The sequence below is a fragment of the Burkholderia pseudomultivorans genome (genome assembly GCF_902499075.1).
Classification (GTDB): domain Bacteria; phylum Pseudomonadota; class Gammaproteobacteria; order Burkholderiales; family Burkholderiaceae; genus Burkholderia; species Burkholderia pseudomultivorans.
The window spans coordinates 32058-48537 of record NZ_CABVPP010000049.1; the positions used below are offsets into that span (position 1 = coordinate 32058).

Consider the following 16480-nt stretch of genomic DNA (forward strand, 5'->3'; position numbering starts at 1 on the left):
GATGTGTCGGACCTCGTGACCAATGATTCGAAATTGCCGAAACCGGCTGGGCGCATGCGCCGCGTCAGTAAGCGTTGCTGCCGGTGAAACCTTTCCAGAGCGTCAGCACGACGATCTTGATGTCGAGCCAGAACGACCAGTTCTGCATGTAGTACAGGTCGAGCTTCACGCGGCCCATCATCTTCTCGATCTGGTCGGTTTCGCCGCGAAAGCCGTTGATCTGCGCCCAGCCGGTGATGCCGGGCTTGATCCGGTAGCGGAACATGTAGCCCTTGACCAGATCCTTGTAGATGTCGTCGTGCGCGAGCGCATGCGGGCGCGGACCCACCACCGACATCTCGCCCTTCAGCACGTTGATGAACTGCGGCAGCTCGTCGAGGCTCGTGCGGCGCAGGAACCGGCCGACCGGCGTCACGCGCGAGTCGTTCTTCGTCGCCTGCGTGACCTGCCCCGCCACTTCCTGATGCACCTTCATCGAGCGGAACTTGTAGATCTCGAACTCGTGCCCGTCGATGCCCTTGCGCTTCTGGCGGAAGAACACCGGCCCGGCCGACGTCATCTTGATCAGCGCCGCGATCAGCAGCATCAGCGGCGCGAGCATCGCGAGCGCGGCCAGCGCGAACAACCGGTCGAACACGAACTTCGGCAGGATCCGCACGTCGGTGATCGGCGACGCCGCGAGGTTGATCGCCGGCACGCCGAGCACCTCGACCACTTCCTGGTTGAAGAACGACAGGCTGCGCACGTCCGGGATGAAGCGGATGTTCACGAAGTCGTGGCGAAACACCGTGACGATCTGGTGAATCCGGCGCTCCTCCGCGATCGGCAGCGTCAGCCACAGCTCGCGGATCGCGCGGCTGCGCACCAGCCAGACGAGCGAGTCGAACTGGCGCTCGATGCGCACGTCGTCGAGCGCTACGTCGCCGGCCGCCGCGCTTTCGTCGTACACGCACACCGGGTTGAAGCCCGCTTCCGGCCGCGCCCGCATCTGCGCGATCAGCCGGCGCGCCGCCGGCGTGCCGCCGACGATCGCGACCGCCTTCAGGTTGAAACCGCCGCGACGCAGCCGACGCAGCACCGCATGGACGCACGCCTTCGATCCGGCCAGCAACGTCACCGTCACGACCGCCCAGTAGCCGAGCCACAACCGCGACAGCTCGCCCGACTGGTGAAAACTGAAGCTCATCAGGATGCCAGCGAGCTCGACCACGAGCCATGCGAACGCGACGCGCCCCATCAGCCCGACGAGCCGCTTGCCGCGCCACGACTGGTAGATGCCGAACGCCGGAAAACACACGACGACGAGCAGGCAATCGAACAGCACCATCGTGCGCTGCAGATCGCTGAACCAGATGCTGCCGCCGTGCAGCGCGGCGGCGATCACGGCCCCCGTCACGACCATCGCAATATCGATGACTCTCGCCAGCACGCTCAACATGTCTGCTTCCTCTTTGAACAGGCGTTTGCCGAACAGCTCCTCGTGCAGCCCATGCCGCACATTCGATTCAAACGTTGCATGACGCTATTGAACCGGTAAGAAAATTCCTCCCGCAAGCGCACAAGTATTTCGAAAAATAATCGGAAATTCTTGCCACCCGCAAACCGAATTAAATCGGCAGATTTTCCCGAACCGGATGAAAATTACGACTATTTCGCAAGCTTTACGCCGACCCGTGACCCTTTGCGGGCGGCCTTACCCGGCCGGAAAGCCGATTTATTTTTTATTTTTTTATTTGCCTCCGCCACTCGCACGTAAGATTTTCCATGGCGAATACATCGCGAGTATCCGAAAATTCGCCCGGTTTTATTGTCGATTTACTTCATGCTACAACGGCAGGCACTGACTTCAATCGAGGAGTGCCAACATGAATGCTCCGGCCGTGGCTGCCGATACGCGCCATTCTTCTTCCGCCGCAAACGCCGCCGGCGCGCGCGTCGCGGTTCAGCAGGTGATCCTCGCCGGCGGGTCCGGCACGCGCCTGTGGCCGATGTCGCGCGAACACTATCCGAAGCAGCTGATCGGCCTGCTCGGCGATCATTCGCTGCTGCAGTCGACCGCACTGCGCCTCGACGGCCTGACGACCGGCCACCCGGTCAACGACGAGGTGCTGATCGTGTGCGGCGAGGACCATCGCTTCACCACCGCCGAACAGTTGCGCCTGACCGGCAAGCGCGCATCGATCGTGCTCGAGCCGCTCGGCCGCGACACCGCGCCCGCGCTGACGCTCGCCGCGCTGCGCATCGTCGCCGGCGGCAGCGACGCGGTGATGACCGTGATGCCGGCCGATCACGCGGTGGCCGACCTGCCGCGCTTTCACGCGGCCGTCGCGGCCGGCGTGCACTGCGCGGCGCAAGGCCGGATTGCGACGATGGGCATCGTGCCCGGCCGCGCGGAAACGGGCTACGGCTACATCCGCGTCGGCGCGCCGCTCGGCGATGCGGAGACCGGCGACCTCGACGTGCGCCGCCTCGACCGCTTCGTCGAGAAGCCGCACCTCGAACTCGCCCGGCAGTACGTCGCATCCGGCGAATACTGGTGGAACAGCGGGATCTTCATCGTCCGCGCATCGGTGTGGCTGAACGCGATCCGCGAGCTCGAGCCGGCGATCTACGCGGCCTGCGAGCAGGCGGTCGCGCAAGGCAAGCAGGACGGCGATTTCTTCCGCGTCGATCGCGACGCGTTCGCCGCGTCGCCGTCGAACTCGATCGACTATGCGGTGATGGAACAGCTCGCGAACCTGCCGTCGGTGGCCGAAAGCGTCGTCGTGCCGCTCGACGCGGGCTGGTCGGACGTCGGCTCGTGGGATGCGATCTGGCAGATCCTGCCGAAGGACGACGCCGACAACGTCGGCCGCGGCCACGTGCTGTTCGAGAACGCCGAATCGACGTTCGCGCATTCGGAAAGCCGGCTCGTCGCCTGCGTCGGCACGCAGAACCTCGTCGTCGTCGAGACGCCCGACGCGGTGCTCGTCGCGGACAAGTCGCGCGTGCAGGACGTGAAGAAGATCGTCGGGCGCATCAAGGCCGAACGCGGCGCGGAAGCGACCGATCACCGCAAGGTGCATCGCCCGTGGGGCCACTACGACTCGGTCGACATGGGCGAACGCTTCCAGGTGAAGCGCATCGTCGTGAAGCCGGGTGCGCGGCTGTCGCTGCAGATGCACCACCACCGCGCCGAACACTGGATCGTCGTGCGCGGCACCGCGCGCATCACGCGCGGCGACGACACCTTCCTGCTGTCGGAGAACGAATCGACGTATATCCCGCTCGGCGTTTCGCATCGCCTCGAGAACCCGGGCAAGATGCCGCTCGAACTGATCGAGGTGCAATCGGGCGCGTATCTCGGCGAGGACGACATCGTCCGCTTCGACGACACCTACGGCCGGCAGTAACGGCACGAACAGGCCCCGGCGGCCACAAACGCCGGGGCGCCGCATCGACCGCTGCGGCGCCCCGGCATGACCTGCATCGTGCGGCCCGGCGCGAATCTCGTGGGCACGATGTCCGCGCGCGGCTTCGAACGACGCTCAACCGACCCGATACGCGTACTCGCGGCGCTCCGACTGCACCGGATCGTTGCGGCTCTCGGCCAGCGCGCCCGCATGGCGGTCGGCGATGAAGCGCTTGATGTCCGACTCCGCGCGCGCCAGCGCAGACAGGCCGGCCAGCACCGCGCTCTGCGGCACGCGCACCGGCTCGTCGCTCGCGCCGTGGCGATCGATCCACTGGCGCGCCCAGTCGAGCGCGTACTGCTCGGCTTCCTCGGGATCGGTGAAGCGCGGGCCGATCAGGCCCGAGCGCTCGACGCGCCGGTCGTCCTGCACGATCTCGGCCCAGGCGCGGTACATCAGGTTCTGCACCGGCTGCGCGATACCGTAGATCGTGTAGCCGCGATACTCGTCGACCTGCGGTTCGGCCGACGCGAAGCTCGCGGACGACACGCGCGCATGGCGCAGTCCGGCCTCCGGCGCGCCGGGCACGGTGAACGACGCGTCGGACGATGCCTGCGCTTCGTCTCGCGACGCGGCACCGCCCCGCGCGCCCTCGTCGGACCAAACGTTTGCCTGCGCCACCGGCAATTGCCACGACTCGGGGTTCTGCCAGAACACGCCGCGCAAACGGTCGTTGTCGGGCACGGGTTCCGCGCGGCACGCGGGTGCGACCGGCACCGGCGGCGGCGGAACATACGCGAACGTGCGTCCGCTGAACTGGGTCAGCACGTCGATCATCTGCAGCAGCGTGCCGTTCGCGAGCCACTCTTCGTAGCGGCGGCGGCACGTCGGGCCGGACGGGTAACGACCCGGCAGCTTGGACCAGGCTTCGCCCGTGGTCAGAATCCAGAGCACCGCGTTGGCGACGACGCGCGGTTCCGCGCGTGGACGACCGCGGCGGTTCAGCCGGATGGGTTCATCGGCGATCAGCGGTGAAAGACGAAACCACTCTTCATCGTTAAGCTCATCGAAGAACATAGCAGATCTCTCCACGCAGCCAGGCCGGGGCTGCGATTGGCGGCGCCGTCGCGACGAGTCGCGGGGCGGCCGGGTTGCACGTTATGGTTATCCGGTTGTGCACGCCGGCGCGACACCGCACTACCTCGGTGCCGCAATTCCCGGCAATGGCGCACAAATCACGGTCTCACTCCAATGTGGGAATTTTTGTGCACGAAGCATACCATCCCTAGGGTTTATCTCAATATGACAATGACTTAATGTTACGCACTGAAACAACCTGCCAAGGATGCGAAATCTTTTTATGCATGAATTTTTTTACGGGATGCTTATGCGGAACGCTGTGAAGCCCCGTCTGGCGTGGCTTTGCGGGATGCCTACGAAACTTGCGGAGCAGCCATTTCGCCGTGCTCCGACCCTTACCGGTAACAAACCCGGGATTCACGACTGAAAATCGGTAAATCCGGGAAAAATTGGTAACGAGATATTCACGAACCGGTAAATCATTCAATTGCGTGCCGATGGAATTATCTCCACGCACAAGCTTTTATCGTTTCTCCTGCGGGCGATGAAAGCGACCTGACGTGACGCGCACGTTGTTTCGCTGCGCGCAAGCGCGCGCAGGCAAAAATGTCGTCGCAACGGGAGGCGCGAGCGCGCCGTCAGCGCAGGTCGCCGGCCAGCGACGCGGTCACTTCCGTGTCGATGCGCTGTGCCGGCATCTTGTACGCCGGATGATCGCAGCCGATCGACAGCGCCGCGCCGCCCTTGAGCGCCGCACGCATCGGCGCGCTCAGCTCGAAGCGCACGAAATGCACGGCGGAGGTCTTCTCCGCGTTGTCGCGTTCGAGATCCTCGTCGGCGATCGCATGGACCGGCGCGTAACCGTCGACCTGCAGGTACACGCGATCCTCGATGCCGATCAGCCGCGCGAGCGCCGCACGCCGTTCGGCCTCGTGCTCGTACTCGATCTGCATCGTCGCCTTCAGGTTGGTGCCGTCGGGCACCAGCGGCAGATAGGCCTCCAGTTCGCCTTCGATGCCCGCCTCGTCGAAGATCTTCTCGATGTGCAGCATCTCCTGGATCTGATAGCGGATCGTGGTCTCGTCCTCGAACAGGAAGCGCAGATGATTGCCGAGCGATACCGCGCGGCGGCGCTTGTACGCGACGAGCCGCGCATGTTCGTCCTTGCGGATCTTCGCGTACGCTTCGAGCGTCAGCAGGGAGTCGCGGGTCAGCGTCATGAATGTCCTCGTCCTGGTTCGTCGGGCGGCCGCTGCCCGTCAGATGCCGTATGCGCGGCGCAGCAGCGTGAGCGGATGCGCGAGCGGCGCCGACGGCAGCCCGTGTTCGTCGATGCCCTGCGCGATGTGATGGCCGGCCAGCGCGCAATCGGACGACACGAAATCCGGCTTCGGCTCCGCCATCGCCTTGAACACCGGCGCACCGATCCGCATCGCGTCCGCATGGAAGGCCTTCTTCACGCCGAACGTGCCCGCGTGGCCCGAGCAGCGCTCGACGACGTTCACGCGCGTATCGGGCACGAGCGACAGCGTGTCGGCCGTCTTGCGGCCGATGTTCTGCACGCGCGCATGGCACGGCACGTGATACGACACGGTGCCGAGGCCGGTCTTGAAATCGGTCTTCAGCAGTCCGTCGCGGTGCCGCGCGATCACGTATTCGAACGGATCCCAGAACGCGTCGGCGACCGCGCGCACCGCTTCGTCGTCGGGGAACATCAGCGGCAGCTCGTTCTTGTACATCAGCACGCAGCTCGGGATCGCGCCGATCAGCGCATAGCCTTCGCGCGCATAGCGTTCGAGCACCGGAATGTTCACGGCCTTCTTCGCGGCGACGCCGGCGAGATTGCCCTGTTCGAGCAGCGGCATTCCGCAGCAGGCCTCGCGCGTCACGAGTTCGTACGGGATGTCGTTGTGCGCGAGGATCGCGAGCAGGTCGTGGCCGATGCCGGGCTCGTTGAAATTCACGTAGCAGGTCGCGTAGATCGCGACCCGGCCGGGCGTGCGCTCGCCGTCGCGCGCAGCCGGCGCGGACGAACGCTGCGCCGCGCGCCGGAACTTGCGCGGCGCGAATTCCGGCAGCCACGCGTGGCGGTCGACGCCGAGCACCGCTTCGAGCGCATGGCGCGCGGGCGGCGTGCGGTTGACCGCGTTCACCGTCTGCGTGACGACCGGGATGCCGGCGAGATGGCCGAGCGCGTCGGTGTTCGACAACAGCCTGTCGCCCAGCTTCGCTTCGCCGCGCCGGTAGCGCGCGGCCTTGCCGCGCAGCATCAGGTGCGGGAAATCGACGTTCCACGCATGCGGCGGCACGTACGGGCATTTCGTCATGTAGCAGAGGTCGCACAGATAGCACTGGTCGACGACCTTGCCGAACGCGTCCTTCGGCACCTCGGCGACGTCGCCCATCGGCGTGTCGTCGACGAGATCGAACAGCGTCGGGAACGCGCCGCACAGCGACACGCAGCGCCGGCATCCCGCGCAGATGTCGAACACGCGCGTCATCTCGGCGTCGATCTCGGCCTGGTCGTAGAACACTTCGGACTGCCAGTCGAGCGGATGCCGGGTCGGGGCTTCGAGGCTGCCTTCCTTGTGGGGCATGGGGCGCTCCATCGAGCGTGGCGCGCAGGCGCGCGAACCCGCCGCCCGCGCGAGGCGGGCAGCGATCGACGAACGGTCCGCCCGTCGCCGGGCGTGACCGCACCGGGCCGTGCAGCGGGCGGCGAACCCGTCAGTCGACGAGTGCCTCGAGCGCCTTCGTATAGCGGTTCGCGTGACTGCGCTCGGCCTTCGCGAGCGTTTCGAACCAGTTGGCGATTTCGTCGAAACCTTCGTCGCGCGCCGTCTTCGCCATGCCGGGATACATGTCGGTGTATTCGTGCGTTTCGCCGGCGATCGCCGATTCGAGATTCAGCCGCGACGAACCGAACGGCAAGCCCGTCGCCGGGTCGCCGACCGTTTCCAGGTATTCGAGGTGGCCGTGCGCATGACCCGTCTCGCCTTCGGCGGTCGAACGGAACAGCGCGGCAACGTCGTTCTGGCCTTCGACGTCCGCCTTCGACGCGAAATACAGATAGCGCCGGTTCGCCTGCGATTCGCCCGCGAATGCGGCCTTCAGGTTCTCTTCGGTTTTGCTGCCCTTGAGTTGAGCCATTTGCGCCTCCGTTCGTGTCGGCGCGGCCGCGTGCAAGACCGGGCCGATGAAGTATGTGGGGAACGATGCGTTTGCCGGGACGCGCGCATCGTGCTCTTTAATCTAGGCGCTGGCGTTCGCATCCCCCAATAGGCATTTTCAATCCGCGCGATAGTACGCGGCCGGGCGTTGCGCGTCGGTCATGCGTCGGTCGCGCGCCGCAGCAGCAGTTCGCGCTCGCGCGCATTGCGGGTCAGTTCGGCCGCGCGCCGGAACTCGGCCTTCGCCTCGTCGGCGCGGCCGAGCTTCGCGAGCAGGTCGCCGCGCACGCTCGGCAGCCAGTGATAGCGCACCAGCGCGGGATCGTCGCGCAGCGCGTCGACGAGTTCGAGCGCGGCGGCCGGCCCGAACGCCATCCCCACCGCCACCGCGCGATTCAGCTCGACGACGGGCGACGGCGCGACCTCGACGAGCGCGTCGTACAGCGCGACGATCTGCGCCCAGTCGGTTTCCGACGCGTGCCGCGCGCGCGCATGGCAGGCCGCGAGCGCGGCCTGCAGCGCATACGGGCCGCGCACGCCGCCGAGCTTCGTCGCCCGCTCGAGCGCGGCGAGGCCGCGCCGGATCAGCAGCGGATCCCAGCGGCTGCGGTCCTGGTCGAGCAGCAGCACGGGCCGCCCCTGCGCATCGGTGCGCGCATGCAGGCGCGACGCCTGCAGCTCCATCAGCGCGACGAGCCCGAGCACCTCGCTCTCGTCCGGCGCGAGCCCGGCCAGCACGCGGCCGAGCCGCAGCGCCTCGTCGCACAGCGCCGGGCGCATCCAGTCGTCGCCCGCGGTCGCCGCATACCCTTCGTTGAAGACCAGGTAGATCACTTCGAGCACCGACGCGAGGCGGGCCGGCCGCGCATCGGCGGCCGGCACCTCGAACGGCACGCGCGCCGCCGCGAGCGTGCGCTTCGCGCGCACGATCCGCTGCGCGATCGTCGGCTCGGGCGTCAGGAACGCGCGCGCGATCTCGCCCGTCGTCAGCCCGCCGAGCAGCCGCAGCGTCAGCGCGACGCGCGCATCGGTCGACAGCACCGGGTGGCACGACGTGAAGATCAGCCGCAGCAGGTCGTCGCCGATGTCGTCGTCGCGCGCGTCGGCGAGCGCATCCGCGATGTCGGGCACCACGTGCGCCTCGAGCGCATCCATTTCGTGGCCGAGCTGGCTGCGCTTCGCCGCATGCAGCGACTCCTGGCGAACGCGGTCGAGCGCGCGGCGCTTCACGGCCGTCATCAGCCACGCGGCCGGGTTGTCGGGCACGCCGTCGACGGGCCAGTGCTCGAGCGCCGCGACGAGCGTGTCCTGCGCCAGTTCCTCGGCCACGCCGACATCGCGCACCACGCGCGCGGCGCGCGCGATGATCTTCGGCGCCTCGATCCGCCACACCGCTTCGATCGCACGATGCGTCGCCGCATGCGTCACGACGCGTGCCCCTGGGCGGTCCCGTCCTGTTCCGCGTACATCAGCTCCCATACGTGGCCGTCCGGATCGGCGAACGCGTGGCCGTACATGCCCGGATACTCCTGCGGCGGGCGCGGCACCGCGCCGCCGGCCGCGCGGGCGGTCGCGACGGTGCGGTCGACTTCCGCGCGGCTTTCGCAGGACAGGCACGGCAGGATCTGCACGTGCGTCGCCGGTTCGACGACGGTCTTGTCGGTGAAGCTCCGGAAGAACGGCCGGACCAGCAGCATCGCGAAGATCGTGTCGCTGATCCGGATGCAGGCGGCCTGGTCGTTCGTATAAGCCGGCACGACGCCGAAGCCGAGCGCCTCGTAGAACGCCCGGGCGCGCGGCAGGTCGGCCACCGGCAGATTGATGAAGATCATCTTGTGCATGACGGTCGCTCCCGTTGATATCGATGTCAGAGGGCGCGGTCGCGCCCGACCTGCAGTTCGCGGAACCGCTCGACCGCGTCGCTCGGCGTCAGGTCGTCCAGCTCGAACAGCGGACGCACCTCGATTTCCGCGTCCATGTCGGCGCCGAACGGCGCCGGGAAGCGGCGCGTCCATTCGAGCGCCTCGTCGCGCGAACGCACCTGGATCAGCGTATAGCCGGCGATCAGCTCCTTCGTTTCGGCGAACGGGCCGTCGACCACCGTGCCCCTGCCGCCCGAATAGCGTACGCGCCAGCCCTCCGCGCTGGGGCGCAGGCCCGTCGCGTCGAGCAGCACGCCGGCTTTCGCCAGTTCCTCGTGATAGTCGGTCATCGCCTCGACCAGCCGGTCGTCCGGCAACGCGCCGGATTCGCTGACGGCGTTCGCCCGGACCATGATCATGAATCGCATCGTTCGCTCCTTGTTGTCGGTGGATGAAGGCGCGCGCTCATCGGCGCCTTGTCTGGACGACGCGCGGAACGCGACCGGATCGACACGCGGCGCGACGCATCAGGGTAAATACCTAGCCGGCGTGCCTACAGGAAGCACGGGCCGACCGCGCGCACCTCGACCGTGCACCATTGGGCGGCCGGGCACTGGCGCGCGATCTCGATCGCCTCGTCGCGCGTATCGACATCGACGATGAAAAAACCGCCGATCATCTCCTTCGCTTCCGCGAACGGACCGTCGAGCAGGCGCGTCTCGCCGTCGCGCATCTGCACGCGCGCGCCGTGCTCGGCGCGCTCCAGCGACTCGACCGCGCGCAGCACGCCGCGCGCCTTCAGCGTCTCGGCGAACGCGACCATGCTCGCGTAGAGCGCCTGCCCCTCCTCGAGCGTGCGTTCGGCGCGCTGGCCGACCGGTTCGACAATCAATAGCATGTAGGACATGGATGTCTCCTGTAAGGACCGGCATGCCGCGCATCCGATGCGCGGTGCGCGGCCCGGCCGCCGCCGCGGCCCGCCTGTCGGGCACAAATCCTGCGCCACCGCAAAAAGGCGTTAGTGCAATTGCATCACCGCCTCTACTGCAATGGCACTATTTACCTGATACGTGCGGCGACGCCATATTTACCGGACTTTCATTTCGAACGACAGCGGCCGTGCCCGACCGGGAATTTTTTCAACCGCTGCGGAGCCCCGCCGCACGGGGCTTTCCGGCAAGCCGGCGGACGAATTGAAAATTTGTCTCGAAACTCAATTGAGTTAGTTGAATCACATAGGTTGTTGCGATTCGTCTTATCTTCAATTTTGCCTTGAACAAAGGAGGATAAACACCATGGCGCTCACCGACTCGATCGAACACAAGCTGGACCGCGGGTTGTCCGAAGTCCGCCGCACCGGCCGGCGCGTGGGACGCTCGACGCGCTCCGCCGCCCGCGACCTGCATGCGGACGTGCAGGACGATCTGCGCGGGCTGGTCGACGAACTGGAAGATCTGCTGAAGAACGACGGCGACGGCGATATCGCCGCGCTGCGCAAGCGCGTGCAGTCGCGGCTCGACGAAGCGCGCAGCGCGCTCGACCACGCGTCGGGCAACGCGGCCGCCCGGCTGCGCGATTCGGCCGAACGCGTGTCGCAGGTCGTGCACGACAACCCGTGGCAGACCGCGGGCGTCGTCGCCGGCCTCGCGTTCGTTGCGGGCCTGCTCCTTGCCCGCCGTTGAAGAACGGGGCCGGCTGTCCCGTTCGTCCTCTATCCGATCACAAAGGAGAACCGCCATGCAGAAGTCCCTCGCCATGAAGGCCGCCGCCGCGGTGATGCTCGGCAGCCTCGCCCTCGCCGGCTGCACGACCACGCCGGACCGGCCCGAAAGCGCATCGGCCAGCGCCTCGAAGCGCCAGTCGATCGACGCCAACGTCAATGCGACGCTGTCGCGCCTCTATTCGACGGTACAGGGCTCGCGCGAACTCGTCGCGAAGGCGCGCGGCGTGCTCGTGTTCCCGAGCGTGCTGCAAGCCGGCTTCATCGTCGGCGGCCAGTCGGGCAACGGCGCGCTGCGCGTCGGCGGCAGCACGGTCGGCTACTACAACACGTCGTCGCTGTCGGTCGGCCTGCAGGCCGGCGCGCAGTCGAAGGCGATCGTGTTCCTGTTCATGACGCAGGATGCGCTCGACTCCTTCCGCAAATCGGACGGCTGGTCGGCCGGCGCCGACGCGTCGGTCGCGGTCGTCAAGGTCGGCGCGAACGGCGCGGTCGACACGACCACGGCCACCGCGCCGGTCGAGGTGCTGGTCCTGACCAACGCCGGGCTGATGGGCGACCTGTCGGTGAACGGCACCAAGGTCACGAAGCTCAACATCTGACGCGCGCCGCGCGTCCGCCTTGCGGCAGCGCCGCGGCCCCGGCCGCGGCGTTTTTGTATCGGCGCGCGACGGCCGCGATGCCGCCACCGTTTATGGCGGCACTGTTTGCGGGCATACTGCCGATCGGGCCGCCCTGCGCGCGTTTTGCCGCGCATCCGTGACGTTTGCGAGCCGATCGCACACGGAGCGGCGAGATTCAATCCAACCACGCATCAATCTGCGCGAACGCCACCCATGGATAGCGGACACGACCACCAAAAATTCTTCTACTTCCTGCTGTTCGCGGTCACCGTCGGACTCTGCGGAATCCTCGCGCCGTTCTCCGGAGCCGTGTTCTGGGGCACCATTCTCGCGATCCTGTTCCAGCCCGTGCAGCGCTGGCTCGCCGCGCGCTTCGGCAAGCGCCGCAACCTGGCCGCGCTGGTGACGATGACGCTGATCATCCTGATCGTGATCCTGCCGCTGGTGTTCGTCACCGCGACGCTGGTGCAGGAAATCGCGTATGTGTACCAGGAACTCAAGGACGCGCAACCTAACTATTCGCAATACTTCCAGGACATCATCCACGCGCTGCCGTCATCGATCCAGCACCTGCTGCAGAAATACGGGCTGACCAATATCCCCGGCATCCAGAAGAAGCTGACCGACGGCGCCGCGCAGATCAGCCAGTTCGCGGCGTCGCAGGCGCTCAGCATCGGCCAGAACACGTTCCAGTTCATCGTCAGTTTCGGCGTGATGCTGTACATGGTGTTCTTCCTGCTGCGCGACGGCGGCGAAATCGGCCGCCGCGTGCGCCGCGCGCTGCCGCTCGACGAAGAGCACAAGAACCTGCTGCTGGCGAAGTTCACGACGGTCGTGCGCGCAACCGTGAAAGGCAACATCGCGGTCGCGCTCGTGCAGGGGGCGCTCGGCGGGCTGATCTTCTGGATTCTCGGCATCCAGGGCGTCGTGCTGTGGGGCGCGCTGATGGCGTTCCTGTCGCTGCTGCCGGCGATCGGCGCGAGCCTCGTGTGGGTGCCGGCCGCGCTCTACTTCCTGATGACGGGCGCGATCTGGAAATGCGTGATTCTCGTCGCGTTCTGCGTCGGCGTGATCGGCCTCGTCGACAACCTGCTGCGCCCGATCCTCGTCGGCAAGGACACGAAGATGCCCGACTGGGTCGTGCTGATCTCGACGCTCGGCGGCATGGCGCTGTTCGGCATCAACGGCTTCGTGATCGGGCCGCTGGTCGCCGCGCTGTTCATGGCGAGCTGGGACATCTACGCGCGCGCCGAACAGGGCGAGTGACGCGCGGCGCGTCGGCGATGCCGCGCGCATCGCGCCCGGCGCGCAGCCGGACGCAGCCGGTCACGGGTGACGAATGCGGATCACGACCGGCTCCGGCGCGCCGGCCGCCCGGTCCGCTGCGGCGAGCATCAGCGATCCGCCGTACGGACCGACCCGATGGACGCCGTCCGACGGCAGCGACACGGCACGCCCGTCCGCCGCATCGCGCCACGTCGCGCGAATGCCCGATCGCTCCGGTCGGCCAAGCGGCGCGCCGTCGAGCCCGAGCAGCGCGACATGCGCACCGGGCAGACGCCGGCCGTGCGCATCGAAATGCAGCGTCGCCGTCGCGCCGCCCGACGCATTTCTCCCTTCCATGATCGCCGCCGGCGGCGTTTCGAACCCCACGTCGTAGCGCTCGACGAGTGCGCCGGTAAACCGCACCACGCCGTTCGAGCCGACCGGCCCGGCCGCACCCGCGCCGGACATCGCGCAGGCGACGCCCACGCCCGCAATCGTGATCCGCAGGGCAGCGCCGATGCGCCGCGTCGCGCGATCGCCCGCTTCCCCTTCCGTCCGCTTCTGCGTGATCCGCATGTTCCGCCTCCTTCTGCCGTGCAACCAGAAAAAAAGCGGCGTGACGCATCCGTCACACCGCTTCGTTTGCTGGCAACTACTTTAGAGAGAGACGCCGGGACAATATATGGGACAAGTTCTAAATCGCTGCTTGTCTGATCTGACTCGTATCGTTCTGCACCGGAGTCCGCGCCGCCGGCGAAGCCGGCATATGCTCACGCATCCGGATCGACGCGCAGCACGAGCTTGCCGCGATGGTCGCCGTCGAACAGGCGATTGAGCACGTCGGGCGCGTTTTCGAGACCGTCCGCGACGGTTTCCTCGGCCTTCAGCCGCCCGTCGCGCAACCAGCCCGCGAGCGTACGCACGGCTTCGCGGCCGTTGCGGTAGTCGAGGATCAGGAAGCCGCGCATCGTCAGCCGCTTCGAGATCAGCACGCCGACGTCGTCCGCCGCGCGGCCGCTGTTGTAGTTCGAGATCACGCCGCACAGCGCGACGCGCCCGCCGATCACCATCCGCGACAGCACCGCGCGCATCACGTCGCCGCCGACGTTCTCGAAATCGACGTGCACGCCGTCCGGCGTCGCCGCCTTCAGCTGCTGGCGGAAGTCGTCGGCCTTGTAGTCGACGGCCGCGTCGAAGCCGAGCGTGTCGGTCAGGTAGCGGCACTTGTCCCGCCCGCCCGCGATGCCGACCACGCGCGCGCCGTGGATCTTGCCGATCTGCCCGGCGATCGAGCCGACCGAGCCGGCCGCCGCCGACACGACCAGCGTCTCGCCCGGCTGCACCGGCGCGATTTCCGTCAGCCCGTAGTACGCGGTCTGGCCGCTCATCCCGCACGCGCCGAGCAGCGTCGGCAGCGGCAGCCCCGAGTCCGCGGGCAGCTTCACGAGCTGCGCGGCGTGCTCGGCCGGCACCACCGCATAGTCCTGCCAGCCGACGAGCCCCTGCACGAGATCGCCTTCGGCGAAACCGGCGTGCCGCGACGCGACCACGCGCCCGATGCCGAGCGCGCGCATCACTTCGCCGATCGCGACGGGCGGCAGGTACTGCGGCACGTCGCTCATCCACACGCGGTTGGTCGGGTCCATCGACAGGTACAGCACGCGCACGAGCACTTCGCCGTCCGCGAGCGCCGGCACCGGCGCCTCGACGAGCGAGAAATGTTCGCGGCCGACGCGTCCTTCCGGGCGCGTCTTCAGCAACAGCTGGCGATTCACGGGTGTCGACACGATCGGCTCCTCCTGGTTGGCCCGCGCAACGGACTCAGACCGCGCACATGCCGCCGTCGATCACGAGTTCGGCGGCGGTCATGAAGCGGCTCTCGTCGGACGCGAGATAGACGGCCGCATGCGCGACGTCGTCCGGCTCGCCAAGCCGGCGCAGCGGAATGCCGCGCGCGAGCTTGCGCGCGGCGTCGCGTTCGCCGAGCGCCTGGAACAGCGGCTCGACGATCCCCGTGCGGATGAACGCCGGGTGGATCGAATTGCAGCGCACGTCGAGCTCGCGCCGCGCGCAGTCGATCGCGACCGACTTCGTCAACGATGCGACCGCCGCCTTCGACGCGTTGTACGCGGTGTAGTCCGGCTCGACCTTGAACGCGGCGACCGACGAGATATTGACGATCGACGCGGGGCGGCTCGCGCTCAGGTACGGCAGCGCATGCTTGCAGCCGAGCACGATGCTTTCGACGTTGATCGCCATCACGCGCCGCCATTCGTCGAGTTCGACCTGCGCGGGCGCGGCGACCGAACCGACGCCCGCGTTGTTGACGAGCACCGACAGCCCGCCCATCGCTTCGTTCGCCTGTGCGAGCAGCGCCTGCCAGCGCGCTTCGTCGCGCACGTCCTGCACGGCGGCGAACGCGACCGTGTCCGCGCGCCCCGCGTTGAGTTCCTGCGCGAGTGCGTCGATAGCGGCCGCGTCGGCGATATCGGTCAGGAACACGCGCGCGCCCTGCTCGACCATGCGGCGCGCGATTGCGCGGCCGAGGCCGCCGGCGGCGCCCGTGATGTATGCGCACTTGCCTGCGAGGCGCGGGGAAACGACTGTCATCGAAGCTGCTCCTGTCGTGAATCGTCGTCGCGGTTCGTGACCGCGACCGTGACGGCCGGACCGGCCGCGCTGCGCGCCGTCGGCCACCGTGGAAGAACCGCCGCGGTCAGAACCGGTCGGCCGGCGTCGACCGCACGAACGCGCACAGCTGCGGCGAATGCGTATCGATCATCTGCTGGAACGGCGCGCGATGCCCGTAAGCGATGCCGGACACCAGAAACAGGCACACGGCCGCGAGGCGCGGCGAAAACGGCGTCTTTTGCGCGCGAGCGTACGCATGCAGGAACGCGAACGCGACCAGCGCGCCGAGCAGCCAGCCGGCGACGACCTCGGGAATCGTGTGCGAATGATCGAAGACGCGCGCGACGGCCGTCGCCGCGCCGGCGAGCAGGCCCGCCGCGACGCCGGGCGCGCGGCCCGGACGGAACGCCTGCCACAGCATCGACAGCGCGACGGTCCACACCGACGTCGACAGCATCGTATGGCCGCTGATCACGCGGAAATCGAACGCGGGGAGCGCGACGCCGCAGCCCGCATAGAGAATCTTGGTCGCGCCGACCAGCACCATGCCGGCCGCCAGCAGCGCGACCCAGCGCAGCGCGAGCCGCCAGTTCGACAGCGCGAGCCACGCCGCGCACGTCAGGGCGATCGGCAGGGTCAACGCGGCATCGCCGATGTTGCTGATTTCACTCCACATAACGCACTTCGAACCACGGCTGAAAGGCCGCAGTTTAACGCATGCGCGAAGGGCGTCTGT

The 16480-nt window shown here is 67.5% G+C and carries 17 protein-coding genes; 4 read left to right on the forward strand and 13 right to left on the reverse strand.

The window, feature by feature from the left end; genetic code table 11:
* Positions 1–64: 64 nt before the first annotated feature.
* Entirely contained in the window at positions 65–1438 is a 1374-nt protein-coding gene (locus BST28156_RS25805; RefSeq protein ID WP_060245912.1) for an undecaprenyl-phosphate glucose phosphotransferase, read from the reverse strand.
* Positions 1439–1865: 427 nt separating this feature from the next.
* Here BST28156_RS25805 and BST28156_RS25810 point away from each other — a divergent pair, with 427 nt between their 5' ends.
* On the forward strand, positions 1866–3392 hold the full coding sequence (locus BST28156_RS25810; RefSeq protein WP_060245797.1) for a mannose-1-phosphate guanylyltransferase/mannose-6-phosphate isomerase: 1527 nt from the start codon (positions 1866–1868) through the stop codon (positions 3390–3392).
* Positions 3393–3527: 135 nt separating this feature from the next.
* Here the strand turns inward: BST28156_RS25810 and BST28156_RS25815 are convergent, their stop codons facing one another.
* From BST28156_RS25815 to BST28156_RS25850, 8 genes are all read right to left on the reverse strand, one after another.
* The gene (locus tag BST28156_RS25815; protein ID WP_060245796.1) at positions 3528–4469 is read right to left on the reverse strand and encodes a DUF6566 family protein; all 942 of its coding nucleotides are present in this window, start codon (positions 4467–4469) and stop codon (positions 3528–3530) included.
* Positions 4470–5110: 641 nt separating this feature from the next.
* A complete protein-coding gene (locus BST28156_RS25820) occupies positions 5111–5692 on the reverse strand; it encodes a DUF3501 family protein (protein ID WP_174903703.1) in 582 nt (193 codons plus the stop codon).
* A gap of 39 nt (positions 5693–5731) precedes the next feature.
* Complete coding sequence (locus tag BST28156_RS25825; RefSeq protein ID WP_174903704.1) at positions 5732–7069, reverse strand: heterodisulfide reductase-related iron-sulfur binding cluster; 1338 nt, start codon at positions 7067–7069, stop codon at positions 5732–5734.
* A gap of 130 nt (positions 7070–7199) precedes the next feature.
* Positions 7200–7622, reverse strand: a complete 423-nt coding sequence (locus tag BST28156_RS25830; RefSeq protein WP_009694302.1) for a rubrerythrin family protein — start codon at positions 7620–7622, stop codon at positions 7200–7202.
* A gap of 179 nt (positions 7623–7801) precedes the next feature.
* The gene (locus BST28156_RS25835) at positions 7802–9070 is read right to left on the reverse strand and encodes an RNA polymerase sigma factor (RefSeq protein ID WP_174903705.1); all 1269 of its coding nucleotides are present in this window, start codon (positions 9068–9070) and stop codon (positions 7802–7804) included.
* On the reverse strand, positions 9067–9483 hold the full coding sequence (locus tag BST28156_RS25840; protein WP_174903706.1) for a VOC family protein: 417 nt from the start codon (positions 9481–9483) through the stop codon (positions 9067–9069). Before BST28156_RS25840 ends, BST28156_RS25835 begins: the two co-directional genes overlap by 4 nt.
* Before the next feature lie 26 nt (positions 9484–9509).
* Positions 9510–9932, reverse strand: a complete 423-nt coding sequence (locus tag BST28156_RS25845) for a YciI family protein (RefSeq protein WP_060245791.1) — start codon at positions 9930–9932, stop codon at positions 9510–9512.
* Between the two features lie 125 nt (positions 9933–10057).
* Positions 10058–10411 carry a YciI family protein gene (locus BST28156_RS25850; RefSeq protein ID WP_174903707.1) on the reverse strand — a complete coding sequence of 118 codons (354 nt, stop codon included), beginning with the start codon at positions 10409–10411 and terminating at the stop codon, positions 10058–10060.
* A gap of 388 nt (positions 10412–10799) precedes the next feature.
* Between BST28156_RS25850 and BST28156_RS25855 the strand changes: the two genes are divergently transcribed.
* From BST28156_RS25855 to BST28156_RS25865, 3 genes are all read left to right on the forward strand, one after another.
* Positions 10800–11186, forward strand: coding sequence for an ElaB/YgaM/YqjD family protein (locus tag BST28156_RS25855; protein WP_174903708.1), 387 nt, complete (start codon positions 10800–10802; stop codon positions 11184–11186).
* A gap of 55 nt (positions 11187–11241) precedes the next feature.
* The gene (locus BST28156_RS25860) at positions 11242–11826 is read left to right on the forward strand and encodes a BPSL1445 family SYLF domain-containing lipoprotein (protein WP_009688019.1); all 585 of its coding nucleotides are present in this window, start codon (positions 11242–11244) and stop codon (positions 11824–11826) included.
* A 234-nt stretch (positions 11827–12060) separates the two neighbouring features.
* Positions 12061–13113 carry an AI-2E family transporter gene (locus BST28156_RS25865; protein ID WP_060245789.1) on the forward strand — a complete coding sequence of 351 codons (1053 nt, stop codon included), beginning with the start codon at positions 12061–12063 and terminating at the stop codon, positions 13111–13113.
* 60 nt (positions 13114–13173) lie between these two features.
* Here the strand turns inward: BST28156_RS25865 and BST28156_RS25870 are convergent, their stop codons facing one another.
* The 4 genes from BST28156_RS25870 to BST28156_RS25885 all read right to left on the reverse strand — a co-directional run bounded on the left by BST28156_RS25870 (position 13174) and on the right by BST28156_RS25885 (position 16420).
* On the reverse strand, positions 13174–13689 hold the full coding sequence (locus BST28156_RS25870) for a thioesterase (RefSeq protein ID WP_367651238.1): 516 nt from the start codon (positions 13687–13689) through the stop codon (positions 13174–13176).
* A gap of 194 nt (positions 13690–13883) precedes the next feature.
* Positions 13884–14900: an NADP-dependent oxidoreductase gene (locus BST28156_RS25875; RefSeq protein WP_174903709.1), complete on the reverse strand. Its 1017-nt coding sequence runs from the start codon at positions 14898–14900 to the stop codon at positions 13884–13886.
* 34 nt (positions 14901–14934) lie between these two features.
* Positions 14935–15723 carry an SDR family oxidoreductase gene (locus BST28156_RS25880; RefSeq protein ID WP_174903710.1) on the reverse strand — a complete coding sequence of 263 codons (789 nt, stop codon included), beginning with the start codon at positions 15721–15723 and terminating at the stop codon, positions 14935–14937.
* Positions 15724–15829: 106 nt separating this feature from the next.
* Positions 15830–16420: a phosphatase PAP2 family protein gene (locus tag BST28156_RS25885; protein WP_174903711.1), complete on the reverse strand. Its 591-nt coding sequence runs from the start codon at positions 16418–16420 to the stop codon at positions 15830–15832.
* Between the last annotated feature and the right edge of the window lie 60 nt (positions 16421–16480).

Excerpts from the sequence above, each read along its gene's own strand:
- BST28156_RS25815 (WP_060245796.1), bottom strand. The coding sequence starts at position 4,469 with ATGTTCTTCGATGAGCTTAACGATGAAGAGTGGTTTCGTCTTTCACCG.
- BST28156_RS25825 (WP_174903704.1), bottom strand. The coding sequence starts at position 7,069 with ATGCCCCACAAGGAAGGCAGCCTCGAAGCCCCGACCCGGCATCCGCTC.
- BST28156_RS25830 (WP_009694302.1), bottom strand. The coding sequence starts at position 7,622 with ATGGCTCAACTCAAGGGCAGCAAAACCGAAGAGAACCTGAAGGCCGCA.
- BST28156_RS25865 (WP_060245789.1), top strand. The coding sequence starts at position 12,061 with ATGGATAGCGGACACGACCACCAAAAATTCTTCTACTTCCTGCTGTTC.
- BST28156_RS25820 (WP_174903703.1), bottom strand. The coding sequence starts at position 5,692 with ATGACGCTGACCCGCGACTCCCTGCTGACGCTCGAAGCGTACGCGAAG.
- BST28156_RS25860 (WP_009688019.1), top strand. The coding sequence starts at position 11,242 with ATGCAGAAGTCCCTCGCCATGAAGGCCGCCGCCGCGGTGATGCTCGGC.
- BST28156_RS25855 (WP_174903708.1), top strand. The coding sequence starts at position 10,800 with ATGGCGCTCACCGACTCGATCGAACACAAGCTGGACCGCGGGTTGTCC.
- BST28156_RS25845 (WP_060245791.1), bottom strand. The coding sequence starts at position 9,932 with ATGCGATTCATGATCATGGTCCGGGCGAACGCCGTCAGCGAATCCGGC.
- BST28156_RS25885 (WP_174903711.1), bottom strand. The coding sequence starts at position 16,420 with ATGTGGAGTGAAATCAGCAACATCGGCGATGCCGCGTTGACCCTGCCG.
- BST28156_RS25870 (WP_367651238.1), bottom strand. The coding sequence starts at position 13,689 with ATGCGGATCACGCAGAAGCGGACGGAAGGGGAAGCGGGCGATCGCGCG.
- BST28156_RS25810 (WP_060245797.1), top strand. The coding sequence starts at position 1,866 with ATGAATGCTCCGGCCGTGGCTGCCGATACGCGCCATTCTTCTTCCGCC.
- BST28156_RS25805 (WP_060245912.1), bottom strand. The coding sequence starts at position 1,438 with ATGTTGAGCGTGCTGGCGAGAGTCATCGATATTGCGATGGTCGTGACG.
- BST28156_RS25850 (WP_174903707.1), bottom strand. The coding sequence starts at position 10,411 with ATGTCCTACATGCTATTGATTGTCGAACCGGTCGGCCAGCGCGCCGAA.
- BST28156_RS25880 (WP_174903710.1), bottom strand. The coding sequence starts at position 15,723 with ATGACAGTCGTTTCCCCGCGCCTCGCAGGCAAGTGCGCATACATCACG.
- BST28156_RS25840 (WP_174903706.1), bottom strand. The coding sequence starts at position 9,483 with ATGCACAAGATGATCTTCATCAATCTGCCGGTGGCCGACCTGCCGCGC.